This is a genomic window from Pseudomonas salicis (genome assembly GCF_057128705.1).
This window is the reverse complement of record NZ_JBSKHU010000006.1, coordinates 520641-547090: the sequence shown is the minus strand read 5'-3', so window position 1 is coordinate 547090 and position 26450 is coordinate 520641. Positions and strand designations below refer to the sequence as shown.

General features: G+C 60.3%; 25 protein-coding genes. 19 read left to right on the top strand and 6 right to left on the bottom strand.

Annotated features, from left to right (window positions below):
• Positions 1-25: 25 nt before the first annotated feature.
• From ACWKWE_RS23910 to ACWKWE_RS23875, 8 genes are all read left to right on the top strand, one after another.
• Positions 26-793, top strand: a complete 768-nt coding sequence (locus tag ACWKWE_RS23910) for a TerC family protein (RefSeq protein WP_166593840.1) — start codon at positions 26-28, stop codon at positions 791-793.
• Between the two features lie 330 nt (positions 794-1123).
• Positions 1124-2767 carry a Na/Pi cotransporter family protein gene (locus ACWKWE_RS23905; protein ID WP_166593841.1) on the top strand — a complete coding sequence of 548 codons (1644 nt, stop codon included), beginning with the start codon at positions 1124-1126 and terminating at the stop codon, positions 2765-2767.
• A gap of 67 nt (positions 2768-2834) precedes the next feature.
• On the top strand, positions 2835-4217 hold the full coding sequence (locus tag ACWKWE_RS23900) for a M16 family metallopeptidase (protein WP_483851890.1): 1383 nt from the start codon (positions 2835-2837) through the stop codon (positions 4215-4217).
• Between the two features lie 248 nt (positions 4218-4465).
• Positions 4466-5641, top strand: a complete 1176-nt coding sequence (locus tag ACWKWE_RS23895) for a DUF5924 family protein (RefSeq protein ID WP_166594266.1) — start codon at positions 4466-4468, stop codon at positions 5639-5641.
• Between the two features lie 10 nt (positions 5642-5651).
• On the top strand, positions 5652-6821 hold the full coding sequence (locus tag ACWKWE_RS23890; protein ID WP_483851889.1) for an ABC transporter permease: 1170 nt from the start codon (positions 5652-5654) through the stop codon (positions 6819-6821).
• Positions 6818-7624 (top strand): ATP-binding cassette domain-containing protein, encoded by an 807-nt coding sequence (locus ACWKWE_RS23885; protein ID WP_166593844.1) that lies wholly within the window; start codon positions 6818-6820, stop codon positions 7622-7624. The genes ACWKWE_RS23890 and ACWKWE_RS23885 overlap by 4 nt, the downstream gene beginning before the upstream one ends.
• Positions 7624-8562, top strand: a complete 939-nt coding sequence (locus ACWKWE_RS23880; RefSeq protein ID WP_483851909.1) for an MlaD family protein — start codon at positions 7624-7626, stop codon at positions 8560-8562. Before ACWKWE_RS23885 ends, ACWKWE_RS23880 begins: the two co-directional genes overlap by 1 nt.
• Complete coding sequence (locus ACWKWE_RS23875) at positions 8559-9209, top strand: ABC-type transport auxiliary lipoprotein family protein (RefSeq protein ID WP_166593845.1); 651 nt, start codon at positions 8559-8561, stop codon at positions 9207-9209. The genes ACWKWE_RS23880 and ACWKWE_RS23875 overlap by 4 nt, the downstream gene beginning before the upstream one ends.
• On the opposite strand, the gene ACWKWE_RS23870 is transcribed toward ACWKWE_RS23875, so the two are convergent.
• The 3 genes from ACWKWE_RS23870 to ACWKWE_RS23860 all read right to left on the bottom strand — a co-directional run bounded on the left by ACWKWE_RS23870 (position 9182) and on the right by ACWKWE_RS23860 (position 11937).
• A complete protein-coding gene (locus ACWKWE_RS23870) occupies positions 9182-10420 on the bottom strand; it encodes a nucleoside recognition domain-containing protein (RefSeq protein ID WP_483851888.1) in 1239 nt (412 codons plus the stop codon). The genes ACWKWE_RS23875 and ACWKWE_RS23870 overlap by 28 nt on opposite strands.
• 126 nt (positions 10421-10546) lie before the next feature.
• Positions 10547-11200 carry an HAD family hydrolase gene (locus ACWKWE_RS23865; RefSeq protein ID WP_166593847.1) on the bottom strand — a complete coding sequence of 218 codons (654 nt, stop codon included), beginning with the start codon at positions 11198-11200 and terminating at the stop codon, positions 10547-10549.
• A 191-nt stretch (positions 11201-11391) separates the two neighbouring features.
• Positions 11392-11937 (bottom strand): gamma carbonic anhydrase family protein, encoded by a 546-nt coding sequence (locus tag ACWKWE_RS23860; RefSeq protein ID WP_483851887.1) that lies wholly within the window; start codon positions 11935-11937, stop codon positions 11392-11394.
• Between the two features lie 112 nt (positions 11938-12049).
• Here ACWKWE_RS23860 and prlC point away from each other — a divergent pair, with 112 nt between their 5' ends.
• Both prlC and ACWKWE_RS23850 read left to right on the top strand, forming a co-directional pair.
• Entirely contained in the window at positions 12050-14101 is a 2052-nt protein-coding gene (gene prlC, locus ACWKWE_RS23855; RefSeq protein ID WP_483851886.1) for an oligopeptidase A, read from the top strand.
• The gene (locus ACWKWE_RS23850) at positions 14098-14385 is read left to right on the top strand and encodes a YheV family putative zinc ribbon protein (RefSeq protein WP_166593850.1); all 288 of its coding nucleotides are present in this window, start codon (positions 14098-14100) and stop codon (positions 14383-14385) included. Before prlC ends, ACWKWE_RS23850 begins: the two co-directional genes overlap by 4 nt.
• 86 nt (positions 14386-14471) lie before the next feature.
• Here the strand turns inward: ACWKWE_RS23850 and ACWKWE_RS23845 are convergent, their stop codons facing one another.
• Positions 14472-15146 (bottom strand): dual specificity protein phosphatase family protein, encoded by a 675-nt coding sequence (locus ACWKWE_RS23845; protein ID WP_483851885.1) that lies wholly within the window; start codon positions 15144-15146, stop codon positions 14472-14474.
• 195 nt (positions 15147-15341) lie between these two features.
• On the opposite strand from ACWKWE_RS23845, the gene ACWKWE_RS23840 reads away from it, so the two are divergent.
• The 3 genes from ACWKWE_RS23840 (at position 15342) to ACWKWE_RS23830 (ending at position 19052) form a co-directional block, all read left to right on the top strand.
• Positions 15342-16400: a PA0069 family radical SAM protein gene (locus ACWKWE_RS23840; protein WP_483851884.1), complete on the top strand. Its 1059-nt coding sequence runs from the start codon at positions 15342-15344 to the stop codon at positions 16398-16400.
• 240 nt (positions 16401-16640) lie between these two features.
• Positions 16641-17375 (top strand): carbonic anhydrase, encoded by a 735-nt coding sequence (locus ACWKWE_RS23835; protein WP_166593853.1) that lies wholly within the window; start codon positions 16641-16643, stop codon positions 17373-17375.
• Positions 17376-17522: 147 nt separating this feature from the next.
• Positions 17523-19052 (top strand): SulP family inorganic anion transporter, encoded by a 1530-nt coding sequence (locus ACWKWE_RS23830; protein WP_166593854.1) that lies wholly within the window; start codon positions 17523-17525, stop codon positions 19050-19052.
• Positions 19053-19188: 136 nt separating this feature from the next.
• Here ACWKWE_RS23830 and ACWKWE_RS23825 read toward each other — a convergent pair whose 3' ends face one another.
• Positions 19189-19839 carry a hypothetical protein gene (locus tag ACWKWE_RS23825; RefSeq protein ID WP_483851883.1) on the bottom strand — a complete coding sequence of 217 codons (651 nt, stop codon included), beginning with the start codon at positions 19837-19839 and terminating at the stop codon, positions 19189-19191.
• A gap of 354 nt (positions 19840-20193) precedes the next feature.
• Here ACWKWE_RS23825 and coxB point away from each other — a divergent pair, with 354 nt between their 5' ends.
• The 4 genes from coxB to ACWKWE_RS23805 all read left to right on the top strand — a co-directional run bounded on the left by coxB (position 20194) and on the right by ACWKWE_RS23805 (position 24708).
• A complete protein-coding gene (gene coxB / locus ACWKWE_RS23820; RefSeq protein WP_166593856.1) occupies positions 20194-21321 on the top strand; it encodes a cytochrome c oxidase subunit II in 1128 nt (375 codons plus the stop codon).
• A 313-nt stretch (positions 21322-21634) separates the two neighbouring features.
• On the top strand, positions 21635-23230 hold the full coding sequence (gene ctaD / locus ACWKWE_RS23815; RefSeq protein ID WP_483851882.1) for a cytochrome c oxidase subunit I: 1596 nt from the start codon (positions 21635-21637) through the stop codon (positions 23228-23230).
• 1 nt (position 23231) lies between these two features.
• Positions 23232-23795 (top strand): cytochrome c oxidase assembly protein, encoded by a 564-nt coding sequence (locus ACWKWE_RS23810; protein ID WP_166593858.1) that lies wholly within the window; start codon positions 23232-23234, stop codon positions 23793-23795.
• Positions 23796-23823: 28 nt separating this feature from the next.
• Positions 23824-24708 carry a cytochrome c oxidase subunit 3 gene (locus ACWKWE_RS23805; protein ID WP_483851881.1) on the top strand — a complete coding sequence of 295 codons (885 nt, stop codon included), beginning with the start codon at positions 23824-23826 and terminating at the stop codon, positions 24706-24708.
• Between the two features lie 132 nt (positions 24709-24840).
• Here the strand turns inward: ACWKWE_RS23805 and ACWKWE_RS23800 are convergent, their stop codons facing one another.
• Positions 24841-25044: a twin transmembrane helix small protein gene (locus ACWKWE_RS23800; RefSeq protein ID WP_166593860.1), complete on the bottom strand. Its 204-nt coding sequence runs from the start codon at positions 25042-25044 to the stop codon at positions 24841-24843.
• Positions 25045-25115: 71 nt separating this feature from the next.
• Here ACWKWE_RS23800 and ACWKWE_RS23795 point away from each other — a divergent pair, with 71 nt between their 5' ends.
• Together ACWKWE_RS23795 and ACWKWE_RS23790 are read left to right on the top strand one after the other, a co-directional pair.
• A complete protein-coding gene (locus tag ACWKWE_RS23795; protein WP_483851880.1) occupies positions 25116-25880 on the top strand; it encodes an SURF1 family protein in 765 nt (254 codons plus the stop codon).
• On the top strand, positions 25846-26439 hold the full coding sequence (locus ACWKWE_RS23790; RefSeq protein ID WP_483851879.1) for a hypothetical protein: 594 nt from the start codon (positions 25846-25848) through the stop codon (positions 26437-26439). Before ACWKWE_RS23795 ends, ACWKWE_RS23790 begins: the two co-directional genes overlap by 35 nt.
• The last annotated feature ends 11 nt before the right edge of the window (positions 26440-26450 follow it).

Genomic DNA, 26450 nt, shown 5'->3' with positions numbered 1-26450 from the left:
TCTGACAAGCTCAAAGGAAAACCTAATGGAATGGCTGACCAACCCTGAGATCTGGGTTGCTTTCTTCACCCTGACTGCCCTGGAGATCGTTCTGGGGATCGACAACATCATCATGATCTCGATTCTGGTCAGCCGCATGCCCAAGGCGATGCAACCGCGCACCCGGATTTTCGGCCTCGCGCTGGCGATGGTTACGCGCATCCTGCTGTTGCTGTCGATCACCTGGGTCATGCGCCTGACGGACGACCTGTTCGTGGTGCTCGGCCAAGGCATCTCGGGCCGCGATCTGATCCTGTTCTTCGGTGGCCTGTTCCTGCTGTGGAAAAGCTCGCAAGAGATCTACCACGGCATGGAAGGCGAAGAGGAGGAGATCGACGAGCCGAAAGGCAAGGGCGGCATGTTCCTGTACACCATCATCCAGATCGCCATCATCGACATCGTGTTCTCGCTGGACTCGGTGATCACGGCGGTCGGCATGGTGTCTCATGTGCCGGTCATGGTCGCTGCGATCATCGTCGCCGTGCTGATCATGATGCTGTGCGCAGGGGTCATCAGCGACTTCATCGAGAAGCACCCTTCACTGAAGATGCTGGCGCTGTCGTTCCTGATCGTGGTGGGTACGGTGCTGATCGCCGAGTCGTTCGACGTGCACGTGCCTAAAGGCTATGTGTACTTCGCCATGGCGTTCTCGCTGGCGGTGGAAGCGATCAACATCAAGATGCGCACCTCGATGGCCAAGAAGAAGGCGATGAAAGAGCCGGTGAAACTTCGCAAGGACGTTCCGGGTCAATAACATCCCTGTGGGAGCGAACTCATTCGCGATGCGGACGTACAGCCGATACAAATGTGTCGGATGTCATAACCCATCGCGAATGAAGTCGCTCCTACAGTTTGTTTCGGCGACGACTTGCCAAACGGCTTATTTGTGACAGATTTGTTTCAAGAAATAATCGTCTGTGCCATGCTGGCATTAAGGCTCCAAGCCGACTAAAAGCTTTAGTTGAGTGTGCTGACCACGTCAGATGGGCACGCGCTTTCGCTCGCTACACGCTGCACTTTCAATCTTTTGCCCATGAGTGCCGGCCAGTCTGGCCCGCCGGGCAACCAACAGGGGGCTTTCCGTATGCTGACCCTGCTCGATTTGCTTTCCGCCGTCGCGCTGTTGATCTGGGGCACGCACATCGTTCGGACTGGCATTCTGCGCGTCTATGGCACGCAGCTGCGCCGCGTGCTGAGCCAGAACATGTCCAAACGCCCACTGGCCTTCGTCGCCGGGATTCTCGTCACCGCCTTGGTGCAAAGCAGTAACGCCACCGCCATGCTGGTGACGTCCTTCGTCGGCCAAAGCCTGATGGGGCTGACGCCTGCCTTGGCGATCATGCTCGGCGCCGACGTCGGCACGGCGGTGATGTCGCGAATCCTGACGTTCGACCTGTCGTGGCTCTCGCCGCTGCTGATCTTTCTCGGCGTTATCCTCTTCCTGTCGCGCAAACAGACCCGCGTCGGTCAGCTCGGCCGCGTCGGAATCGGCCTGGGGCTGATCATTCTGGCATTGCAGCTGATCGTCACTGCCGCCGCGCCGATCACCCAAGCGGCTGGTGTGAAAGTGCTGTTCGCCTCGCTGACCGGCGACTTGCTGCTCGACGCCTTGGTTGGCGCGATGTTCGCGCTGATTTCCTACTCCAGCCTCGCCGCTGTCCTGCTGACCGCCACGCTCGCAGGCGCTGAAATCATCGGCTTGCCGGTGGCGATTGGTCTGGTGATCGGCGCCAACATCGGCAGCGGTTTGCTGGCCTTCCTCAGCACCAGCATGCAGAACGTCGCCGGGCGTCAGGTCGCGCTGGGCAGCCTGCTGTACAAGCTGATCGGCCTGCTGCTGATCTTCCCCGTGCTGACACCACTGGTGCACTGGATGGAAACGCTGGACGCCAGCCCGTCGAGCCTGGTCATCAGTTTTCACGTGATTTACAACTCGCTGCGTTGCCTGATCATGCTGCCCACGGTTGGCCCGATGGGGCGACTGTGCGCGTCGCTCCTCCCTCAAGCGGCCGAGGTCAACGGTCAAAACAAGCCTCGTCATCTGGACCTGACCGCGCTGGCAACGCCGAGCCTGGCGCTGGCCAACGCCGTGCGAGAAACCCTGCGCATGGGCGATCTGATCGACAGCATGCTCAATGCGATGCAAGAAGTGCTGCGCGGCAACCAGACAGCGGTCACCCAGGAAGTCCGCCGACTTAACGATGAAGTCGAGGTGCTGTACAACGCCATCAAACTGTACCTGGCGCAAATGCCCCGCGAAGACTTGAGTGATCAGGACAACCGCCGTTGGGCCGAAATCATCGAGCTGGCGATCAACCTCGAACTGGCCAGCGGCCTGATCGAGCGTATGCTGCGCAAGGTGCAGCAGCAGAAGACGTCACAACGCCGGTCGTTTTCCGACGTGGGACTGGAAGAACTCTCCGGGCTGCACGAGCAATTGATGGCTAACCTGCGTCTGGGCCTGTCGGTGTTCCTCAGCGGCGACCCGGAAAGTGCTCGTCAGTTGCTGCGCGAGAAACGTCGTTTCCGGGCACAGGAGCGACGCCTGGCCCATGCCCATGTCAGCAGACTGCAACGTAAGATCGTGCAGAGTATCGAGACCAGTTCGTTACACCTTGAGCTGATCGCCGACATGAAACGACTCAATTCACTGTTCTGCAGCAGCGCCTATGTCGTCCTCGAAACCTCAGACACTGGCGCCTTGTCCAGCGAAAGCCAGCCAGAGTAATCGCGGTGAACGCCGGGGCCGGTCAGCAGTCTGTTACTCATACCGGCCCGCAAGGAAGCCCGTTTTTATGCGTTGCCTGCTGTTCGCTGTCCTGTTTCTGATATCCCTTCCGTCCATGGCGATAGACCGCTTTCAAGTGGAAGGCTATGTGTTGCCGAACGGTTTGCAACTGGTGCTCAAGCCTGCTGAGAAGGGGCATGTGTCGATTCGCTTGGTCGTGGGCATTGGCTTCGATGATTTCCCCTGCGCCGACAAGGAATTGCCGCATTTGCTGGAGCACTTGCTGTTTAGCGGCGTCGACGATTCCGGCGAAGGCGGGCTCGAACAGCAGATGCAGGCACTGGGCGGCGAGTGGAACGCGTTCACCAGCAACACCGACACCACCTTCGTGATCGAGGCGCCCGGGCAAAACCAGCGCAAGGTGCTGGACCTGCTGATCAGTGTGCTGACGCACACGCAGATTACCCAAGCCAATCTGGACACGGTCAAACGCATCGTCGAGCGCGAAGACGGCGGGCATTACTCGCATTTGCAGCGCTGGCTGGACAAGCGCGACCTCGGCCACAGCGCCAGCAGTCAATTGGCGGTGGAGCTGGGCCTCAAATGCGCTGAGCGTCCAGAAGTCGATCACATCACGCTGGATCAGATCGAGTCCATCCACGACAACTGGTATGCGGCCAACAACATGACGCTGATCATCGTCGGTGACCTCGACAAGCTGCTGCCCGCTTATCTGGAGCGCACCTTCGGCCAGCTGAATGCCGTGGACCCGACCGAGCATCCGCCGCTGGCGACCATCACCGAAAAAGCCGACGCGGAGCGCACATTGGTTCGCGGGGCATTGGGCGACGGCGCGAAGCTCCACTTGCTGTTTACTGAGCCGGACCTGGGCGACCAGCATGATGAGACCCTGGACTTGGTGAAGGCCTACCTTGACTGGGCGCTCTACAGCGAACTGCGTCTGAAGCAGGGGTATTCGTATGGCCCATGGGCGGACCGCGAAGCCTTCGGCGATACGGGGTTTCTGAGCCTGAATGCCGATCTGGATCGGGATGACGTCGACGCGGCCGTCAGTGCTGTGCGCGGGATGCTGGAGCGGCTGCGCAAGGAAGGTATGGACCCGGCGACGTTTGCCCGGTTGCAGCAGGCGGCGATTGCCAAGGAGGCGTGGGCCGCTCAAGGCAACAGCGCGTTGGCGGACTATTACTGGGGCGCGATCAACGATTACGACGACGGCCACTTCGACGACCCGACCAAACGCCTGCGCGGCGTGAGCCTGGATTTGGCGAACAGGGCCATGCGACAGTTGTTGGCACAGCCTGGGTATCTGCGCCTCGAGGAACCGCTGGTCAGTTATGACGAGTTGTACGAAATCGGCGTCGCGTTGGCGGTGTTGGCCGCGCTGCTGATCGCGTGGCGCTGGCGGGTGTACAGAAGACGAACGCTTTGATGCAGGCCGCTTCTGGCCGGAGGCCGTAGGAGCGTGGCTTGTCCCGCGATCTGGCGCGAAGCGTCAGTAAAATCAGGCACCTCGGTTGTTTCAAACATCCCGCGCTTGCCGGTTTTGCTGCCGGTTCCCGGCAGATCGCGGGACAAGCCACGCTCCTACGCCTTCGGCAGAACCAAGAGCAAGCTTCAGCCTTGCAGCATTGGTATCCTGCCAAGGATTTTTTTCCTACAGCCGAAGTGATCACCGAAATGCCGGACCTCAACGCTCTGATGCAGAACTCCCTCGTACAGCGTGTGCTGGAGTTCATCAAACGCTATCCGGGCCTGATCGCGCTGTTCGGGTTTTGTTCTGGGGTTGGCAGTTTCATCCTCGTTGATCGCCAGGCACGGCCCGCTAGCTGGATCGCGATCATCCTGCTGATCAGTTGGCTTTGGTTGATGGTGGAAAACAGCGCTGTCAGGCTCATCGCCAAACTCCTCAAACGCGAAATCCCTCAGCCGCTGTTGCGCTACGCCACGCAGATGATCCATCAGGAAAGTCTGTTTTTTGTCCTGCCGTTCTTTTCCATCACCACGACCTGGAATAGCGGCCAGCTCGCGTTCACCGGGTTGCTAGCCGTGGCAGGGCTGATTTCGATCATCGATCCACTGTATTACAAATGGCTGGCGCCCCGGCGCTGGTTGTTTCTGGCGCTGCACACCCTGACGCTGTTCGCGGCGATGCTCACCGCGCTGCCGATCATCCTGCACCTGACCACCGCCGAGAGTTACAAACTGGCGTTGGCGACCGCCATGCTGCTGTCCATTCCGAGTCTCGCGTCGAGCTTCCCCGTCACCAACTGGAAGCGCGGTGTCGGCCTGGTGATCCTGACGCTGGCCATCGGCGGCGCGGGCTGGTTGCTGCGATCGTGGGTGCCACCGGCGACGCTGTGGATGACCGAAGTGGCCGTGAGCACTCAGTTCGACAACCAGAACCGCACCCCCGGCGAAAGCATTCAGGAGATCGGCGTCAACCAACTGCGCAGCAGCGGTCTTTACGCTTACACCTCGATCAACGCGCCTCGCGGTTTGGACGAGCGGATTTATCACGTTTGGCGCCACAACGGCGAAGAAGTGGACCGAATCGCTCTAGACATTCACGGCGGACGTAAGGAAGGCTATCGGGCGTGGACACATAAACAGAATTTCCCGCCGGACGTGCTCGGCAAATGGCAGGTGAGGGTGCTGACAGAGGATGGCCAGATGATCGGCGTATTGCGCTTCCAGGTGACCGACACCGATCAGCCTGCGGTGACTCGCAAAAAGATCAAACCAGCAGGTTTGAAGCCCAATGCAGATACGTTGGGTTCGTCTGATTCGGATGACGACAAGGGAGATGACGATAAGCCATCATCGAGCTCGCCCGCACCGGCCAAAACCAACTAAGCTCGTGCCCATGACCCCAACGACCGACCTGGTTACCCACACGCCCAAGGCACCGGGCAGCGCCTCACTGGATACTTCGACTCAACCCACGCAGCTGTGGATAGTCGGGGACTGGACGCTTGCCCACTACCACGATCTGAAGCGGCAGACCGATGCCTTGAGCGACGGTTTCAGCCCTGCGACGCACGTGGACATGAGCCGATTGGGCGCCCTCGACACAGCCGGGGCGTCGCTGCTGGTCGAGTTGTTGGGGGCGCAACGCTTGCGGCTTCTGGCGGTTCAGGCTCCCAATCTTCCAGAGTCCAGCCGCGCCCTGATGCAGACCATCCAGAGCGCCCTTCACGATTATTGCCAGCCACTGAAAGACCCGGAAGTCGCCGTCGGCACCCAACTGTTGGCACGAGTTGGTTCGGCGGTAGAGGTGCTCTGGCGCGACACGCTGCAACTGCTCGGCTTCATCGGGCTGATCCTGCAAACCTTCGTCGCGACGATGTTCCGCCCTCGACGCTGGCGCACCACCTCGGTGATCGCCCACATCGAACAAATCGGCCTGGACGCGGCGCCCATTGTCGCGCTGCTAACGTTCATGGTCGGTGCTGTGGTGGCGTTCCTCGGTGCTACCGTTCTCAAGGCCTTCGGCGCGACGATCTTCACCGTCGATCTCATCGGCTTCTCGTTCCTGCGGGAATTCGCAGTACTGCTGACGGCGATTCTGTTGGCAGGGCGCACCGCCAGCGCCTTCACGGCCCAGATCGGCTCGATGAAAGCCAACGAAGAGCTGGACGCCTTACAGACGCTGGGGCTGAGTCCTACGGAAATGCTGGTCTTGCCCCGCGTGCTTGCCTTGCTCATCTCGCTGCCAATACTGACCTTTCTGGCGATGATCTGCGGCATCGTCGGCGGTGGCGTGGTGTGCGCGCTGTCGCTGGGGATTTCGCCCGCGATGTTTCTGTCGCTGATGCAGGCAGACATCGGCGTGCAGCATTTTCTGGTGGGTATCGTCAAAGCGCCGATCTTCGCGTTCTTCATTGCGGCGATTGGATGCCTGGAAGGCTTCAAGGTCGAGGGCAGCGCGGAGTCGGTGGGCGCTCACACGACGTCAAGCGTGGTGCAGTCGATTTTCGTCGTCATCGTGCTGGACGCATTGGCGGCGATGTTCTTCATGGAGATTGGCTGGTGACCCGACGTTGCGTTCAACCCACCGAAGCCGTGATTCAGGTGCGCGGCCTGTGCAACCGCTTCGGCCCGCAGGTGGTGCACGAAAACCTCGATCTGGACCTGTATCGCGGTGAAATCCTCGCCGTGGTGGGCGGCTCCGGCAGTGGCAAATCGGTATTGCTGCGCAGCATCGTCGGCTTGCAGCGACCGGCTGAGGGAAATGTCCGAGTATTGGGTCAGGATTTGCTGAATCTCCCGGACAAAGCGCGCTCGCAGGTTGAGCGACGTTTCGGCGTGCTGTTTCAGAAAGGCGCGTTGTTTTCTTCGTTGACCATTACTGAGAACGTTGCTCTGCCGCTGATCGAGCATGCGGGGCTGAGCCGTGAAGAAGCCGAACATCTCGCCGGAATTAAAATGGCCCTGTCCGGCTTGCCGTTGTCTGCGGCGCATAAGTACCCGGCGTCGCTGTCCGGCGGGATGATCAAGCGTGCCGCGCTGGCCCGGGCGTTGGCGCTGGACCCGGACATTCTGTTTCTCGATGAACCTACCGCCGGGCTCGATCCGATTGGCGCAGGCGCCTTCGATCAACTGATCCTGACCCTGCGTGATGCGCTGGGCTTGAGCGTGTTCATGGTCACGCACGATCTGGACACTCTCTACACCATCACCGACCGGGTCGCCGTGCTAGCCCAGAAACGGGTGCTGGTGGCCGACAACATCGACAAGGTGTCGGCCTACAAAGACGATTGGATTCACGAATACTTCCACGGCCCGCGCGGCCGCTCGGCCTATGCAGCGGCCACCCACCCACACGAGGTCTCATGATGGAAACCCGCGCCCATCACGTTTTGATCGGCCTGTTCACGGTGATCGTGGTCGCCGCTGCGTTGCTGTTCGGCCTGTGGCTGGCCAAGTCCAGCGTAGACACGGCGTTCAAGGATTATCAGGTGGTGTTTAACGAGGCCGTCACCGGTCTGTCTCGGGGCAGCCCCGTGCAGTACAGCGGGATCAAGGTGGGTGACGTGGTCAATCTGCGGCTGGACCCGCAAGACCCGCGCCGCGTGCTGGCGCAGATTCGCGTCGCCGGAGAAACCCCGATCAAACGCGACACCTTCGCCAAACTGGCCCTCGCCGGGATCACCGGCACGTCGATCATTCAGTTGAGCGGCGGCACGCCTCAAAGCGAGCCGCTCAAGGGCGAAGACGGCAACTTGCCGGAAATCATTGCCTCGCCGTCGCCCATCTCGCGTCTGCTCAATGACAGCAACGACCTGCTCACCGGAATCAACACGCTGCTGCACAACGCCAACGAGCTCTTGTCGTCCAAGAACGTTCAGGCGCTGACCAAGACCATGGATCATCTGGAGCAGACCACGGCGGTGATTGCTGACCAGCGCGACGACATTCGTCAGACCCTCAAGCAATTGCTGGCGCTGAGCAAGCAGGCCAGCACGACGCTGGATCAAACCTCCACCGCCATGCGCAACGCCAACATTCTGTTCACGGTCGATGGCAAGCAAGCCATCGCCACCGGGCAGGCGGCGATGGTGTCGTTGCAGCAGAGCACCGATACCATCAACCAGTTGATCAAGGCGAATAAAGGGTCGGTGGATGGCGGGCTTCAGGGGCTGGGTGAACTGGGTCCGGCGATTCGCGAGCTGCGTGAAACGCTGGCCTCGCTCAAGACGATTTCCCGCAGCCTGAACGCCAACCCCAGCGGCTACCTGCTCGGTAGCGACAAGAACAAGGAGTTCGAGCCATGAGGCTTGCCCGTCATTCCTTTACCCGGCTGTTGCTCGCGAGTGCGCTGATGTCCTCGGCCTTGTCGATGACGGCCTGTTCGATCCTGCCCAAACAGGAACCATCAGACGTATACCGCTTGCCCACGGCCTCGACCGCCAGCAAGGTTACGGCCCCTGTCGATTGGTCATTGCGCGTGGCGAGACCCAAAGCCAGCGAAACGCTCGACAGTCCACGCATCGCGGTTATTCCCCAGGGCGACGTGATCAGCAGCTATAAAGGCGCGCGCTGGAGCGATCCGGCCCCTGTGCTGCTGCGCAACCGGCTGACTGATGCGTTCTACCGCGACGGCCGCGTGCAATCGATCAGCACTGACGACAGCAACCTGCAGGCGGATTTCGAGCTGGGCGGGGAGTTGCAGGCGTTTCAGAGCGAATACCGGGGCACCGCCGTCGACGTGGTGATTCGTCTGGACGCGCGGCTTGTCGATGATCATCAGCGCATCATCGCCAGCCGCCGCTTCGAGGTGCATCAGCCGGTGACCGACAAGCCCGTCTCAGCCGTGGTAGCGGGCTTCGGGCAGGCCAGCGATGCGCTGACCGCCCAAGTGCTGCAATGGACCGTGGAGCAGGGCCAGCGGCGTTACGCTGCCGAGCCGAAGAACCAATAGCAGACCGCGATGGCCGCGATCACACCGGACAGTTCCGCCAGCAAGGCGCAACCCACGGCGTGACGGGCGCGCTGGATACCGACCGCGCCGAAGTACACGGCCAGCACGTAGAAGGTGGTTTCCGTGCTGCCCTGAATGGTTGCGGCCACCAGCGCCGGGAAGCTGTCCACGCCTTGGGTTTGCATGGTCTCGATGAGCATGGCCCGCGCCGCGCTGCCTGAGAACGGCTTGACCAGCGCGGTGGGCAGGGCATCGACGAAACGGGTGTCCAGGCCCATCCACTGGATGGCGTGGCGGATGCCTTCCAGAATCAAGTCCAACGCTCCGGATGCACGCAACACGCCCACTGCACAGAGCATCGCCACCAGATACGGCAGCAGGTTTTTCGCCACGTCGAAGCCTTCTTTTGCGCCCTCGACGAACGTTTCGTACACCTTGACCTTGCGCAGCGCGCCGACCACCAGAAACAGCATGATGATGCCGAACAGCGTGACGTTGCCCAGGATCGACGACAGGCTCGACAGCGCCGTGGCCGACAAACCGGCGAGGATCGCCATGAAACCGCCCAACAGCAGCGCGCCGGGAATCAGATAAGCCAGCACCACCGGGTCCCACAGACGCAGTCGCTGCATGAACGCCACCGAGAGCAGGCCGACGAGGGTCGAAGCGCTGGTGGCCAGCAGGATCGGCAGGAAAACCATGGTCGGATCGAGCGCGCCTTGTTGGGCGCGGTACATGAAGATGGTGACGGGGAGCAGGGTCAGGGAAGAGGCGTTGAGCACCAGAAACAGGATCTGCGCATTGCTGGCGACGGTCTGACTGGGGTTCAGTTCCTGCAACGAGCGCATGGCCTTGAGCCCGATGGGCGTTGCCGCGTTGTCCAGACCGAGCGCATTGGCCGCAAAGTTTAGGGTGATCAGGCCCAAGGCCGGGTGGCCGCGAGGGACTTCGGGCATCAGACGATGAAACAGCGGCGCGAGAACTTTACCGAGCCAATCGACGATTCCCGCCTTTTCAGCGATGTTGAGAAAGCCGAGCCAGAGGGTGAGGGTGCCGAACAGCAGAACCATGACCTCGACCGAGAGCTTGGCCATCGCGAAGATGCTTTCGACCATCGCGGCGAAGATCCCGGCGTTCCCTCCCACCAGCCATTGCGCCAGCGCGGAAATGGCCGCGACCACAAAAAAACCAAGCCATAGGCCGTTCAGCATCAGTCAATCCCCTCGCAAGATGCGAGGGATGATAGCGGCGGGGGCGCAAACAACAAACCTCTGGTTGTTTACGGATTCCTCTGGCTGCCGAGATTGCGCTTCTGCGGTGTTATCCGTGACGCGGCGTTATCGGGATTTGAGAAACGCCTGGTGCAGAGCCTTCAACGATTCGAAATGATACGTCGGCGCTTCGGCCGCCAGTTCTTCCCGACTGCCAAACCCATACCCCACCGCCGCCACATCCAGCCCGTTGCGTTTGCCGCCGATCAAATCGTGCTTGCGGTCGCCGATCATCAAGGTCTGCTTGGGATCGAGCTTTTCTTCGTCCAGCACATGCCGGATCAACTCGACCTTGTCAGTCCGGGTGCCGTCCAGCTCGCTGCCGTAGATCAGCTTGAAGTGCCGGGCGAAGTCAAAATGGCGAGCGATCTCATGGGCGAACACCCACGGCTTGGACGTCGCGATGAACAGCGTGCGGCCTTGATCCGACAGCAGGTCGAGCAGTTCGAACACGCCATCGAACACAAGGTTTTCGTACAGCCCGGTGACCTTGAAGCGCTCGCGGTAGAAGCCCACCGCCTCCCAGGCCTTCGCCTCATCAAAGTCATAGGCGCGCATGAATTGCTGCAGCAGCGGCGGGCCGATGAAGTGTTCAAGCTGTGTGATGTCGGGTTCGTCGATGCCCAGTTTGCTCAAGGCGAACTGAATCGAGCGGGTAATGCCTTCGCGCGGATCGGTCAGAGTGCCGTCCAGGTCGAACAGAATATTCTGGTAATGCATGTCGTCTCTCAGAAGCGTGAGGTGAATCGCTTGGTGGCGCACGAACCCTGTGGGACCACACAACCCTGTGGGAGCGAAGTTATTCGCGAGAGGCCGTTACATCCGATAGATATTTTTTGGCTGTACCGACGTATCGCGAATGAATTCGCTCCCACAGGTTAATCAGTGTTCAGGGACATTGACGTTGTCAATCAAGGCTTGTCGAAACCCTCAGCCAAATGCTGATCCTTGAGCTTCACATAATTGGTCGCGCTGTAAGGGAAGAAGGCGATTTCCTTTTCCGTCAGCGGGCGAACCTGTTTCACCGGACGGCCCACGTACAGAAAGCCGCTTTCCAGACGCTTGCCTGGCGGCACCAGACTGCCCGCACCGATGATCACCTCATCCTCCACGACAGCACCGTCCATGATGGTCGTGCCCATGCCGATCAGAATGCGGTTACCCACCGTGCAACCATGCAACATCGCCTTGTGGCCAATGGTCACTTCATCGCCGATCAGCAGCGGAAACCCGTCCGGGTTGAACGGCCCGGCGTGGGTGATGTGCAGCACGCTGCCGTCCTGAACGCTGGTACGTGCGCCGATGCGGATGCGGTGCATGTCGCCTCGAACCACCGTCAGCGGCCAGACCGAACTGTCGGCGCCGATTTCGACATCGCCTATGATAACCGCCGAATGATCGACAAAGGCCCGTTCGCCAAGGGCTGGCGTGTGATTCTGGAACGTGCGAATGGCCACGATAGGCTCCTTCTCTGGCATTGATAGCGAGGCTATCCCTGTTAGGTAGCTGCGGTCAGCGCCGATTGTAATTAAGATGCTCGGGTGTTTCTTCCAGCCAAGGTGCCAAACCGTGAGCGCGAACAACCCTCTTTTGCAACCCTACGACCTGCCACCTTTCTCGGCGATTCGCGCCGAGCACGTAAAACCTGCCATTGACCAGATTCTCGCCGACAACCGCGCCGCGATTGCCGACATCCTCGCCAAGCAAGGTGCTCAGCCTACATGGGCTGGCCTGGTGCTGGCGATGGACGAGCTGAATGATCGTCTGGGCGCCGCCTGGAGCCCGGTCAGCCACCTCAACGCCGTGCGCAACAGCGCCGAACTGCGCGAAGCCTACGAGTCGTGCCTGCCTGCGTTGAGCGCGTACTCGACCGAAATGGGCCAGAACCGTGAGCTGTTCCAGGCCTTCGAAGCCTTGGCGAACAGCCCGAAAGCTGCCGGTTTCGACGTTGCGCAAAAAACCATTCTGGAACACTCGCTGCGTGATTTCCGCCTGTCGGGCATCGACCTTCCGCCCGAGCAGCAGAAGCGCTATGCCGAAGTGCAGAGCAAGCTGTCGGAGCTGGGCAGCCAGTTCTCTAACCAACTGCTCGACGCGACTCAGGCCTGGACCAAGCACATCACCGATGAAGCCGCTCTCGCCGGGCTGACCGATTCGGCCAAGGCGCAAATGGCCGCTGCCGCTCAGGCCAAAGACCTCGACGGTTACCTGATTACTCTGGAGTTCCCGAGCTACTACGCGGTGATGACCTACGCCCAGAACCGCGCGCTGCGTGAAGAAGTCTACGCCGCGTACTGCACCCGTGCGTCGGACCAAGGGCCGAACGCCGGTAAGAACGATAACGGTCCGGTGATGGAACAGATCCTCGACCTGCGTCAGGAACTGGCCAAACTGTTGGGCTTCGCCAGCTTCTCCGAACTGAGCCTGGCCACCAAGATGGCCGAGTCCAGCGATCAGGTGCTGAGCTTCCTGCGTGATCTGGCCAAGCGCAGCAAGCCGTTCGCCGCGCAGGACCTGCAACAGCTGAAGGCCTATGCCGCCGAGCAAGGCTGCCCGGACCTGCAAAGCTGGGACAGCGGTTTCTACGGCGAGAAGCTACGCGAGCAGCGCTACAGCGTTTCCCAGGAAACCCTGCGCGCTTACTTCCCGATCGACAAAGTGCTGAGCGGCCTGTTCGCCATCGTACAAAAACTGTACGGCATCGAAATCGCCGAGCAGAAAGGTTTCGACACCTGGCACCCGGACGTTCGCCTCTTCGAAATCAAGGAAAACGGTCAGCACGTCGGCCGCTTCTTCTTCGACCTCTACGCCCGCGCCAACAAGCGTGGCGGCGCGTGGATGGACGGCGCCCGCGACCGTCGGCGCACCTCGGCGGGCTCGCTGCAAAGCCCGGTCGCTAATCTGGTGTGCAACTTCACCCCGGCCGATGCGGGCAAACCCGCCCTGCTGACCCACGATGAAGTGACGACCCTGTTCCACGAATTCGGCCATGGCCTGCATCACCTGCTGACCCGCGTCGAACACGCTGGCGCGTCGGGCATCAACGGCGTGGCGTGGGATGCGGTCGAGCTGCCGAGTCAGTTCATGGAAAACTGGTGCTGGGAGCCGGAAGGCCTGGCGCTGATCTCCGGTCATTACGAAACCGGCGAGCCGCTGCCTCAGGACCTGCTTGAAAAAATGCTCGCCGCGAAGAACTTCCAGTCCGGCCTGATGATGGTCCGTCAGCTGGAATTCTCGCTGTTCGACTTCGAACTGCACGCCACCCACGGCGATGGTCGCACCACGCTGCAAGTGCTCGAAGGCGTGCGCGACGAGGTCTCGGTGATGCGTCCACCGGCGTACAACCGCTTCCCGAACAGTTTTGCGCACATTTTCGCGGGCGGTTACGCAGCGGGTTACTACAGCTACAAGTGGGCTGAAGTGCTGTCGGCGGACGCCTTCTCGAAGTTCGAAGAAGACGGCGTGCTCAATGCCGAAACTGGCCGTGCGTTCCGCGAGGCGATTTTGGCCCGTGGCGGATCGCAAGCGCCGATGGTGCTGTTCGTCGACTTCCGCGGACGCGAGCCTTCGATTGACGCACTCTTGCGCCATTCCGGCTTGAGCGAGGACGCGGCAGCATGACCGATACACCGCACGTGATTACAAAAAAACGCTTCATCGCCGGGGCGGTCTGCCCGGCGTGCAGCGAACCTGACAAGTTGATGATGTGGAGCGAAGACGACGTCCCGCACCGCGAATGCGTGAATTGCGGGTACTCCGACACGCTGAACGCACAAGGGCAGTCAATTCCAAAAGAGTTGGGCACGCGGGTCAACAAACCTGCGGTGAAACCGGCGGATCCGAAGGTGCAAGGGGTGCAGTTCTTCCCGAATCCGAAGCTCAAGAAGCCGGTAGATCCTCAGTAGTCTTCTTCTCTGAAGCCGAAGCAGTCCGGCTTGCGGGCGGTAGCGATTTCAAATCGGCCGTCGGCAAGCCGTGCTGATAGGCGGGGCTACAATCGCCAGAGAATCGTCTGAACGCCCACCACATCTGTCTTCTGAAACCAGCCTTTGATCGCACAGCTTGCAAACGCGCTGGTGCTGCATGCGCCGCTGTTGAGCGCAGTTTTCAAAGCATCCACATCGACCTTGTTGATGTAATCGATGCCATGCTTGAGGCTGTCTTCATCCCCAAATCCCCCGTGTTCCATCTCGTCCAGCGCGGCTTGCTTGGTCCAACCCTGCACGACAATGCGGTACATCGCGGCCACCAGGCCCGTCCGGTCAAGCCCGTGTTTGCAGTGCATCAGCACTGGCCCCTTTTCTTGCGCAGTTTGAATGGCGCGCAGGCTCTGGATGATGTCTGCGTCATCGACATGAACGGTCTGCAGTGGAATCTGCACCTGGGTCACCGACGGGTCCGAGAGCCACTTGCTGTCACTTTCCTTGATGAAATCCACTACGGTTTCCACGCCTAGCTGCTTTAGAAGCGGCTGAGCCGCCGCATCGGGCTGGCGACTGCGATACAGCGTCGGGGTCATTTGGTAGAGGTTGTAATGCTTGTCGATCGGCTGCGCCCACTGACTGGGGCGCAACGTGGCCGAGGGCGTGTCTTCGGCCTGAACGAGCGCACAAAAAGAAGCCGCCCACAACGTGGCGACCAGCGGAGCGATCAATCGAAAGCGCATTGAGCAGTACCGTGCAAGCGTGCAGGAATGGGAGTGCGGCGAGTGTCTGCGCTAGGGGGTCAAGGCGATGTGAGGCAAATGTCAAAACTTCGTTGAGCGCCATTGATCGGTGCCGCGTGGTTTTTCCGGCCGCAGCGTAGAGACGCGATGCATTTCGCGATACTGTATGCATAAACAGTAATCGGGAATGCTCGCATGTCCACGCCATTGCCACCCCGCGGTCGCGGCACCGCCACCAATCCTCACAATCGGTTTGCCCCCAATCGTTCGGTGGCCGAAGACGACGGCTGGTATCAGGAAGTGCCCGTGACACAAGGCACGACTGTCACGCTGGAAACCGCCAAAAGCATCATCGCGCGCAATTCGTCTCCTGACATTCCCTTCGACCGGTCGATCAATCCGTATCGCGGTTGCGAGCACGGCTGCATTTATTGCTACGCACGCCCCAGCCACGCGTACTGGGACATGTCGCCGGGGCTGGATTTCGAGACGAAGCTGATCGCCAAGACCAACGCCGCTGCGCTGCTCGAACAGCAGCTGTCGAAGCCCGGCTACAGCGTGGCCCCCATCACTCTGGGCGCCAACACCGATCCGTATCAGCCCATCGAGCGCGAATACAAAATCACCCGCGCCACGCTGGAAGTGCTGCTGCGTTATCGCCATCCCGTAACGATCATCACCAAAGGCTCGCTGATCCTGCGGGATCTGGACCTGCTGTCAGAACTCGCCAAGCTGAACCTCGTGTCGGTGTTCATCAGCCTCACGTCGCTGGACGATGAGCTCAAACGCATCCTTGAGCCCCGAGCCGCCGCTCCCAAGGCCAGGCTGCGGGCGATTCGAGTGTTGCGCGATGCCGGGGTGCCGGTCGGGGTGCTGCTGGCGCCGATGATTCCGATGATCAACGACATGGAGCTGGAGAAACTCATGACCGAAGCCAAGGCTGCCGGAGCATTGAGCGCAAGCTACGTAATGCTGCGGCTGCCGCTGGAAGTCGCGCCGCTGTTTGAGGAGTGGTTGCAGGCCCATTACCCGCAACGGGCCGAACATGTGATGAGTCTGGTTCGGCAGAGCCGTGGAGGCCAGGTGTATGACAGCCGTTTCGGTTCTCGAATGCGCGGAGAAGGGGTATTCGCTGAACTGCTGGCGCAACGCTACAGTATGGCGGTGAAGAAGCTGGGGCTGAATCAGCGCGAGAGCTTCAGGCTCGATTGTGAAGCGTTCTGCCCGCCCGGTGGTCAGATGTCGCTGTTGTGACTCGGGTGGCGTCTCATTAGCTGATACAGGCGCGTGTATCGCTATCGCTTTAGATTTTCTAAAGCCAGACCCGCGATCTAGAGCGATGCATTCAGTTTCAATTAAGTTTTTATCGCTAAGGTGTTTCGCAAGTGACCGGCTGGTCGCGCACAGATGGAATTGTCCGTCATGCCAGAAAAAAGTGGGACATCCACGGGAATCACTGGAAACTCCACTTCAATCCGACAGAGAGGATGAGACATGAGCAACAGGGATAAACAACCTCAAGCTTCCACGGCCCCAGCCTCGGCCAAGGCTGAATCCGCTGACGAGGCGCTTCAGCATATCGTCGACGGCTTCAAACATTTTCGTCATGACGTCTTCCCTCAGCAGGAAGAGCTGTTCAAGAAGCTGGCGACTGCCCAGCATCCGCGAGCCATGTTCATCACCTGTGCGGATTCGCGCATCGTCCCCGAACTCATTACGCAAAGCTCCCCGGGCGACTTGTTCGTGACCCGTAACGTCGGTAACGTCGTGCCGCCTTATGGCCCGATGAACGGGGGCGTTTCCACGGCCATCGAATACGCGGTACTGGCGTTGGGCGTGCAACACATCATCGTTTGCGGCCACTCCGATTGCGGCGCGATGCGTGCGGTGCTGAACCCGGACACGCTGGAAAAGATGCCCACGGTCAAAGCCTGGCTGCGCCATGCCGAAGTTGCCAAGACGGTCGTTCAGGACAACTGCAGCTGCACCGGCGAACACGAAACCATGCACGTCCTCACCGAAGAGAACGTCATCGCCCAGTTGCAACATTTGCGCACTCACCCGTCGGTGGCGTCGAAACTGGCGAGCGGCCAACTGTTCATCCACGGTTGGGTCTACGACATCGAGACCAGCGAAATCCGCGCTTACGACGCTGAACAGGACGGCTTTCTACCGCTGGACGGCGACCAGAAAATCCCGATGGCCACGCTGCCTCGCGGACGTTACTGATCATTGATTGATCACTGGATGAGCGCAGCGCCGCCCCTGTGACGCTGCGCCATCCCTGACGGTTCAACCCTCTATCAAGCCCTTCACGGCCGCGCACTGCGCGTGCTGTCGGCTTTGTCACGTCTGAAGTTTTTGCGGAGAGTCGTCATGGCTAGTACAGATCTGAAATCCTTGTTACCACGGGAGCTGCTGGCTTCCGTGGTGGTGTTTCTGGTGGCCCTGCCGTTGTGCATGGGGATCGCTATCGCGTCTGGCATGCCTCCGGCAAAAGGACTGATCACAGGCATCATCGGCGGCATCGTCGTGGGTTGGTTGGCGGGTTCGCCGTTGCAGGTCAGCGGTCCTGCAGCGGGGCTGGCAGTGTTGGTCTTCGAGTTGGTGCGTGAACATGGGATGGCGATGCTGGGGCCGATTCTGCTGTTAGCGGGTCTGCTGCAATTGCTGGCCGGTCGCCTCAAGCTGGGCTGCTGGTTCCGGGTGACCGCTCCGGCCGTGGTGTACGGCATGCTCGCGGGGATTGGCGTGCTGATCGTGCTCTCCCAGGCCCATGTGATGTTCGACAGCGGCCCTAAGCCGTCCGGTCTGGACAACCTGATAGCCTTCCCGCAAACCCTCTTCGGCGCCATCGGCCCTGGCAGCGGTATGCAAGCGGGTCTGTTGGGGTTGGGCACCATCGCCGTGATGTGGCTGTGGGAAAAGCGTCGGCCTCACGCACTGCGGTTCGTGCCAGGCGCCTTGCTCGGTGTGGGGATTGCCACGGCCGTGAGCCTGGCGATGGCCCTCGACGTGAAGCGGGTCGAAGTCCCGGCCAACCTCGCAGAGGCCATCGACTGGCTGCGTCCGGCGGACCTGCTGAATCTCACCGATCCGGCGATTCTCATTGCCGCCATTGCCGTCGCTTTCATTGCCAGCGCCGAAACCCTGCTCTCGGCCGCTGCGGTGGATCGCATGCATGACGGTCCGCGCTCTGACTTCGACAAGGAACTCAGCGCCCAAGGCGTCGGCAACATGCTGTGCGGTCTGGTCGGTGCATTGCCGATGACCGGTGTGATCGTGCGCAGCTCGGCCAATGTTCAAGCCGGGGCGAAGACGCGGATGTCGGCGATGTTCCACGGTCTTTGGTTGCTGGCGTTCGTGTTGCTGCTGTCCAGCGTGCTGCAAAGCATTCCGGTGGCGAGCCTCGCGGGTGTGCTGGTTTACACCGGCGTGAAATTGGTGGACCTCAAGGCGCTACGCGGGCTGGGGCGTTATGGGCGTATGCCGATGTTCATTTATGGCGCGACGGCGAGTGCAATCATCCTGACCGACTTGCTGACGGGCGTGCTCATCGGCTTTGGTCTGACGCTGGTGAAACTGGCGCTGAACGCGTCGCGGTTGAAGATCAATCTGGTGGATCTGGAAGCGGAGGGGGAGATGGAACTGCGCTTGAACGGCGCCGCGACGTTCCTGAAGGTCCCAGCGCTGACTCAGGCACTGGGCAACGTTCCGCCCGGCACGACATTGCATGTGCCGCTGAGCAATCTCAGCTACATCGACCATTCCTGCCTGGAGCTGCTGGAGGAATGGGGCCGTGCCAATGCAGCACAGGGTTCGCGCCTGTTGCTGGAGCAGCGCCTGTTGAAACGGAGGGTTGAAGGGCGCATACGCACGTCAATTGGAGGCGCGGCGTTGCATTGATGTGCAGGCAGGCGTCCTCTCTGTAGGAGTGAGCTTGCTCGCGATCAGGCATGTCTGACGCATCTGGGCTGTCAGGCCGGACGCTATCGCGAGCAAGCTCACTCCTACAGGTGTTATGTGAGAGTCTGCCGGCGATTCAATCCTTCGCGCATTCCATCTCAAGCCCCACGCCCAGTTGCCGGGACAGGCTCGGCCAGCGTTTCCACGCGGCGTCGGTGTCGGGGCTGGCGAGTTTGTCGCGATAGGCTTCCACTGACTCCAGCGAAAAGCTGTCTTCGTCCAGCAATTGATCGATGGCGTGGTGGACCACCTCGTCCAGCTGGTTCGCAAACGCTTCACCGATCAACTGATGAGCGATGACGCTGGCCACGGTGGTGTTCACCGGGATCAGCGGTTGAGCGAAGTGCACGATGTAGAGGTCGTTCACTTCTTCCACTAGACGATGAGCCAGATAGGCCTCGTCGAGCAGACTGTCGAGCCCTTCGTGCCCGTCCATGATGGCGGGCGGTGCGCTGAAGAATTGTTCGGCGATTTTCAGCACGGGTTTGATCTGGCTTTCGATACCGGCCTGCACGGCGACGTCGTTTGCGGCGTCCAGCAAGTCCGGAACTTGATCGATGTAGGCCACGACAAAACGTGCCAAAACACCCCGCGCATCAACGTCAGGAAGGTGAATGGCAGGGTGCAGATGGGGGAGTTGCACTTCGAGTTGGCGCAATAGCTGACCGGTTTGGGTCTCGTGTTCCTGTGCTCGTGTGATCTGCTCGCGCAACGCGGCGGTGTTCATGAATGCTCCATAAGGCAATAAAACCAGGCTGTCATTATAGGGAAGTCATACGTTAGCTGGCTTATGAAAGGCGCTAAGACGTAATTGTCATAACAACTTCACGGTTATGTGCATTGGCTATTAAAACGCCACTTTCTCGGCTTTTCCGGCCAAAAACTTGTTACACGCGTGCTTGTATAGCCCGGTTTTGCGAAAACGCCACCGCGTGCTGAGCGCGACAGCGTGTCTATACTCGGTCTGTGATGCAGTAGCTCCACCGGATTTGCTGGCCTGGCCCCGGTCCACCGCACTTTGATGACCGCTCCCTCGCCCGCTGTGGCAACACAATAAGAAGAACAAAGAGGGAAACCCGCAATGAAGCGACATCCACACGTTTGGATGGCGCTCCTGTTGTGGTCGGTATTCAGTCCGGCGCACGGCGCCTGGACCACGAATATGGCGCCGGGAGCGACCGAGGTCAGTCACGAAGTCTTCGGCCTGCACATGACCATTTTCTGGATATGTGTGGTGATCGGAATCATTGTGTTTGGCGCGATGTTCTGGTCGATGATTTTGCATCGCCGCTCGACCGGTCAGGTGGCCGCCAAATTCCATGAAAGCACCACGGTGGAAATCCTCTGGACCATTGTGCCGCTGCTGATCCTCGTCGTCATGGCGATCCCCGCGACCAAAACCCTGATCCAGATGTACGACAGCACGGAGTCGGGGCTGGACATCCAGATCACCGGCTACCAGTGGAAATGGCATTACAAATATCTGGGTCAGGACGTCGAGTTTTTTAGCAACCTCGCGACACCTCAGGATCAGATTCACAACAAGGAAGCCAAGGGCGAACACTACCTGCTGGAAGTGGATCAGCCGCTGGTGGTGCCGGTCGGGGTGAAAATCCGCTTTTTAGTGACGGCGGCTGACGTCATCCATTCCTGGTGGGTCCCCGCGTTTGCCGTCAAGCGCGATGCCATCCCCGGTTTTGTTAACGAGGCTTGGACCCGGATCGAGAAGCCTGGCATCTATCGCGGCCAATGTTCGGAGCTGTGCGGCAAGGACCACGGCTTCATGCCCATCGTCGTCGAGGCCAAGACCCAGGCTGACTACGACACCTGGCTCGCCGGTCGCAAGGCAGACGCTGCCAAGCTCAAGGAACTGACCAGCAAAGACTGGACGCTGGATGAGCTTGTGGCTCAGGGCGACAAGGTCTACCACACCACCTGCGTGGCCTGTCATCAGGCCGAAGGCCAAGGCCTGCCGCCGATGTTCCCGGCGCTCAAGGGCTCTAAAACGGTCACCGGACCTAAAGAAGAACACCTGGCCACCGTTTTCAACGGTCGGCCGGGCACTGCCATGGCTGCGTTCGGCAAGCAGCTGTCGGAGGTCGATATCGCCGCCGTCGTCACCTACGAACGCAACGCGTGGGGCAACAACAAAGGCGACATGGTCACGCCAAAAGACGTGCTGGCGCTGAAACAGGCGGCTGCGAAATGAACCGTTTGCCAGATGTACGCGTTTTGACCTGTGGGAGCGAATTCATTCGCGAAAGGACCGTACATCCGGCACATCTCTATCGGCCAGACGACCGCATCGCGAATGAATTCGCTCCCACAGGACATCAGGGCGCCACAAGACTTTGCGTCCGACGGAAAAACAACTGTAGGAGCGAATTTATTCGCGAAAGGGCCGTGCATCCCACGCATCTCTATCGGCCACGCCGCCGCATCGCGAATGAATTCGCTCCTACAGGTTTCGGGGGCGTCAGACAGCTTCAGGCTTGGCGCGGGATTTACGCAGGAGACAGAACATGAGCGCAGTGATTGACGATCCCCGTCACGACGACCACGCCGGCCATGCCCACGGCCCCGCCAAAGGCCTGATGCGTTGGGTGCTCACCACCAACCACAAGGACATCGGCACGCTGTACCTGTGGTTCAGCTTCTGCATGTTCCTGCTCGGCGGGTCATTCGCCATGGTGATTCGCGCCGAGCTGTTTCAGCCCGGTCTGCAAATCGTCGAACCGGCCTTTTTCAACCAGATGACCACGATGCACGGCTTGGTGATGGTGTTCGGCGCGGTGATGCCCGCGTTCGTCGGGCTGGCAAACTGGATGATCCCTCTGATGATCGGCGCGCCGGACATGGCCCTGCCGCGCATGAACAACTTCAGTTTCTGGCTGTTGCCCGCCGCGTTTCTGCTCTTGGTCTCGACTCTGTTCACCCCCGGCGGCGGGCCAAATTTTGGCTGGACCTTCTATGCCCCGCTCTCCACCACGTACGCTCCCGAAAGCGTCACCTACTTCATCTTCGCCATTCACCTGATGGGCATCAGCTCGATCATGGGCGCGATCAACGTCATCGCCACCATCCTCAACCTGCGCGCCCCCGGCATGACCCTGATGAAAATGCCGCTGTTCGTCTGGACCTGGCTGATCACCGCGTTCCTGCTCATCGCCGTGATGCCGGTGCTGGCCGGGTGCGTGACGATGATGCTGATGGACATCCATTTCCACACCAGCTTTTTCAGCGCCGCAGGCGGCGGCGATCCGGTGCTGTTCCAGCACGTGTTCTGGTTCTTCGGCCACCCCGAGGTGTACATCATGATCCTGCCCGCGTTCGGCGCAGTCAGTTCGATCATTCCGGCGTTTTCGCGCAAGCCGCTGTTCGGCTACACCTCAATGGTTTATGCCACAGCGAGCATTGCGTTCCTGTCGTTCATCGTCTGGGCGCACCACATGTTCGTGGTCGGCATCCCGTTGGTGGGCGAGCTGTTCTTCATGTACGCGACCATGCTGATCGCCGTGCCCACCGGTGTGAAGGTGTTCAACTGGATCAGCACCATGTGGCAGGGCGAGCTGACCTTCGAGACGCCCATGCTGTTCGCCGTAGCCTTCGTGATTCTGTTCACCATCGGCGGCTTTTCCGGACTGATGCTGGCGATTGCGCCCGCCGACTTCCAGTACCAGGACACGTACTTCGTCGTCGCGCATTTTCACTACGTATTGGTGCCGGGGGCGATCTTCGGCATCTTCGCGTCGGCCTACTATTGGCTGCCGAAATGGACCGGCCACATGTACGACGAAACCCTAGGCAAGCTGCATTTCTGGCTGTCCTTCGTTGGCATGAACATGGCGTTCTTCCCGATGCACTTCGTGGGGCTGGCCGGAATGCCCCGTCGGGTGCCGGACTACAACCTGCAATTCGCCAACTTCAACATGGTCTCGTCGATTGGCGCATTCACGTTTGGCGCGACGCAGATTTTCTTCCTCTTCATCGTGATAAAGACCATTCGCGGCGGCCCGCCTGCGCCGGCCAAGCCTTGGGATGGCGCCGATGGCCTTGAGTGGACCGTGCCCTCACCTGCGCCGTATCACACTTTCGTCACGCCGCCGGACGTCGGATGACATGACTTGCGCAGAGCGTCCGAACACGCGACTCGTCATTCGCCTGCTGGTGCTGGTGGCGGCGATGTTCGCGTTCGGCTTCGCCTTGGTGCCGCTCTACGACGTGATGTGCAAAGCGCTGGGCATCAACGGCAAGACCGGCGATCAGTACACCCAAAGTCAGCAGATCGATGCCAGTCGTGAGGTGCGCGTGCAGTTTCTGGCCACCAACTCGGCAGAAATGGTGTGGGGCTTCTATCCCAAGGGCGAGGAGCTGAACGTTCATCCCGGCGCGGTCAACGAGATGCTGTTCGTCGCGCAGAACCCGACCAGCAAGGCGATGACTGCCCAGGCGATCCCAAGCATCGCCCCCAGCACCGCCGCCGTGTATTTCCACAAGACCGAATGCTTCTGTTTCACCCAGCAAATGCTGCAACCGGGCGAGCGAATCGAGATGCCCGTGCGTTTCATCATCGACCGCGACCTGCCCAAGGACGTGAAACACCTGACGCTCGCTTACACGCTGTTCGACATCACCGCGCGCATGCCGCCCATCGTCCGCCCTGTCGCGGCCAATGGCGGTTAGGCCCCCACGGCCTGAGGAGATCTGGAAGATGGCAACCCATGAGCATTACTACGTCCCGGCGCAGAGCAAGTGGCCGATCATCGCCACCGTCGGCATGTTCGTCACGATGTACGGATTGGGCACCTGGCTGGTGGACCTGAAAGCGGGCCGCGAAACACACGGTGCGTGGATATTTTGTGTGGGCGCGCTGATGGTGGCCTACATGATGTTCGGCTGGTTCGGCACCGTCGTGCGCGAAGGTCGGGCCGGGTTGTACAGCGGTCAGATGGACCGCTCGTTCCGCTGGGGCATGAGCTGGTTCATCTTTTCGGAAGTCATGTTCTTCGTGGCGTTCTTCGGCGCGCTATTTTACGTGCGCCACGTCAGCTTGCCTGCCTTGGGTGGCGAGGGCACAAAGGCCGTCGCCCACATGCTCTGGCCGGAATTTCAGAACACTTGGCCATTGCTGCATACGCCCGATCCGAAGCTGTTTCCGCCGCCCAAAGAGGTCATCGACCCTTGGCACCTGCCGTTGATCAACACCGTATTGCTCGTCAGTTCGAGCGTCACCGTGACCATTGCCCACCATGCGCTGAAGAGCGGCCATCGCGCTGCGTTGAAACTGTGGTTGGGGCTGACGATTCTTCTGGGTCTGTCTTTTCTTGCGCTACAGGCCATTGAGTATCACGAGGCCTACACCGAGCTTGGGCTGACATTGGGTTCAGGCATCTACGGCGCGACGTTCTTCATGCTCACCGGATTCCACGGCGCCCACGTCACGATCGGCACGATCATTCTGTTCGTGATGCTGATGCGGGTCATGCGCGGGCATTTCGATGCCGAGCATCAATTCGGTTTCGAGGCGGCGAGTTGGTATTGGCACTTTGTGGACGTGGTGTGGGTGGGGTTGTTTGTTTTTGTGTATGTGTTGTGAACATCGAATTGCCGGCTGCGAGGCCCCCTCTGTAGGAGTGAGCTTGCTCGCGATTGCAGTGTGTCAGCTGACATCTATGTATCTGATCTACCGCAATCGCGAGCAAGCTCACTCCTACAGGGGCCGTGCGGGCTACCAAGGCGGATGCCACACCAACTGCCCGCTGAAATACCCATAGGCAATCAACGCCAGGGTAATCGCGGCACAGCCCACGCGGACGGTCAGGGCTTTGAGCAGGCGAGTGGATGACGCGTCGTCCTTGACCAGAAAAAACAGGCCGCTGAACAGACTCACCACAGTGGCCAGAAGCATGAAGACAATCGCGGCTTTGAGCATCGGGTGACTCCGGGAGCGAACGCTATGCAAAGGAGTATAGGTGTCGCGCAACAGCTGACGCAGGAGGCGTGATGAGACGCTTTCGGCCCGGTATCGCCCCCACGCTGGTTGTTTTTGTGTTGCTGCCGGTGCTGGTTTCGCTGGGCGTCTGGCAACTGGGGCGTGGGGAAGAGAAGCGCGTGATGCTCGCGCACTACGCCGAACGTCGTGCGGCCCCGCCCATGTCGGCGGAGTTGCTGCCGAACACGCCTGACCCAGCCTATCGCCGGGTCCAGTTGCGCGGCAGCTTTGATGCCGAACACAGCCTGATCCTCGACAACAGCACCCGAGAGGGAAAGGTCGGGGTCGAGCTGATCCAGCCGTTCCATGATCAAGGGAGCGGGCTGTGGCTGATGGTCAATCGGGGCTGGCTACCGTGGCCGGATCGGCGCACCCCGCCGACGTTCGACACACCCACTCAGCCGCTGAACCTCGACGCCTGGGTCTACGTTGCCCCCGGCGCAACGTTTCAGTTGCACCCGGATGCGCAGAGCGATGTGTGGCCGAAGCTGGTGACGGCCATCGATCCGGCGAAGGCCTGGCCCGAGCTGAACCGTGAAGGGTTCGCCCATGAGCTGCGACTTGAGGCCGGTCCTGCCGCGTATCGCACCGAGTGGCCCGTTGTCGCCATGGGGCCGGAGAAACACATGGGCTACGCGGTGCAGTGGTTCGCCATGGCCACGGCGCTGACCGGGCTCTACCTGTACTTGAGTTTCAGGCCGCCCAGCCCGACAAAACACAATAAAAAGAAGGAGGCCGCTCATGGGAACGGCGATGAATCCAGCCAGCACGTCTGAAGCTCGTCCTCGGAAAAGTCGGCGGCGCGGCCGCGTGCAGTTGATCCTGGTGTTTCTCGTGGCGATTGGTCCGATGGTGCTCGCAACCGCCATGTACAAGCTCAAGTTCTGGGTGCCCGAGAGTCGCAGCTACCATGGCGAGCTGATCGGCAATGGCGAAAGCCGCACTGAGCTGGGCGTGCAGACGGACGAAAAGCGCTGGCAGCTCCTGGTGACAGCGCCTCGGGAATGCGACGCCGATTGCCAGCAATTGGTGTACCTGGCGCGGCAGGTGCAGATCGGCTTGGGGCGCGATGCGTCTCGCGCCAGCCACGCGCTCACCACGGCACAACCGATCACCGGTGAATACGACGCCAAACTCGCTCGCGAATACCCTCAATTACAGCGCTACCCCCTCGACCTCAAGCGCTACCAACGGATGGCCCCGGGCATCGAACTGCCGCAGCTGTGGATCGTCGATCCCCACGGCAATCTGGTGTTGCGTTACGGGGCGGAGGTCAACGGCAAGGACCTGCTCAACGACCTGCGCCAACTGCTGAAACTGTCGAACATCGGATAAAGGGGAGGCCA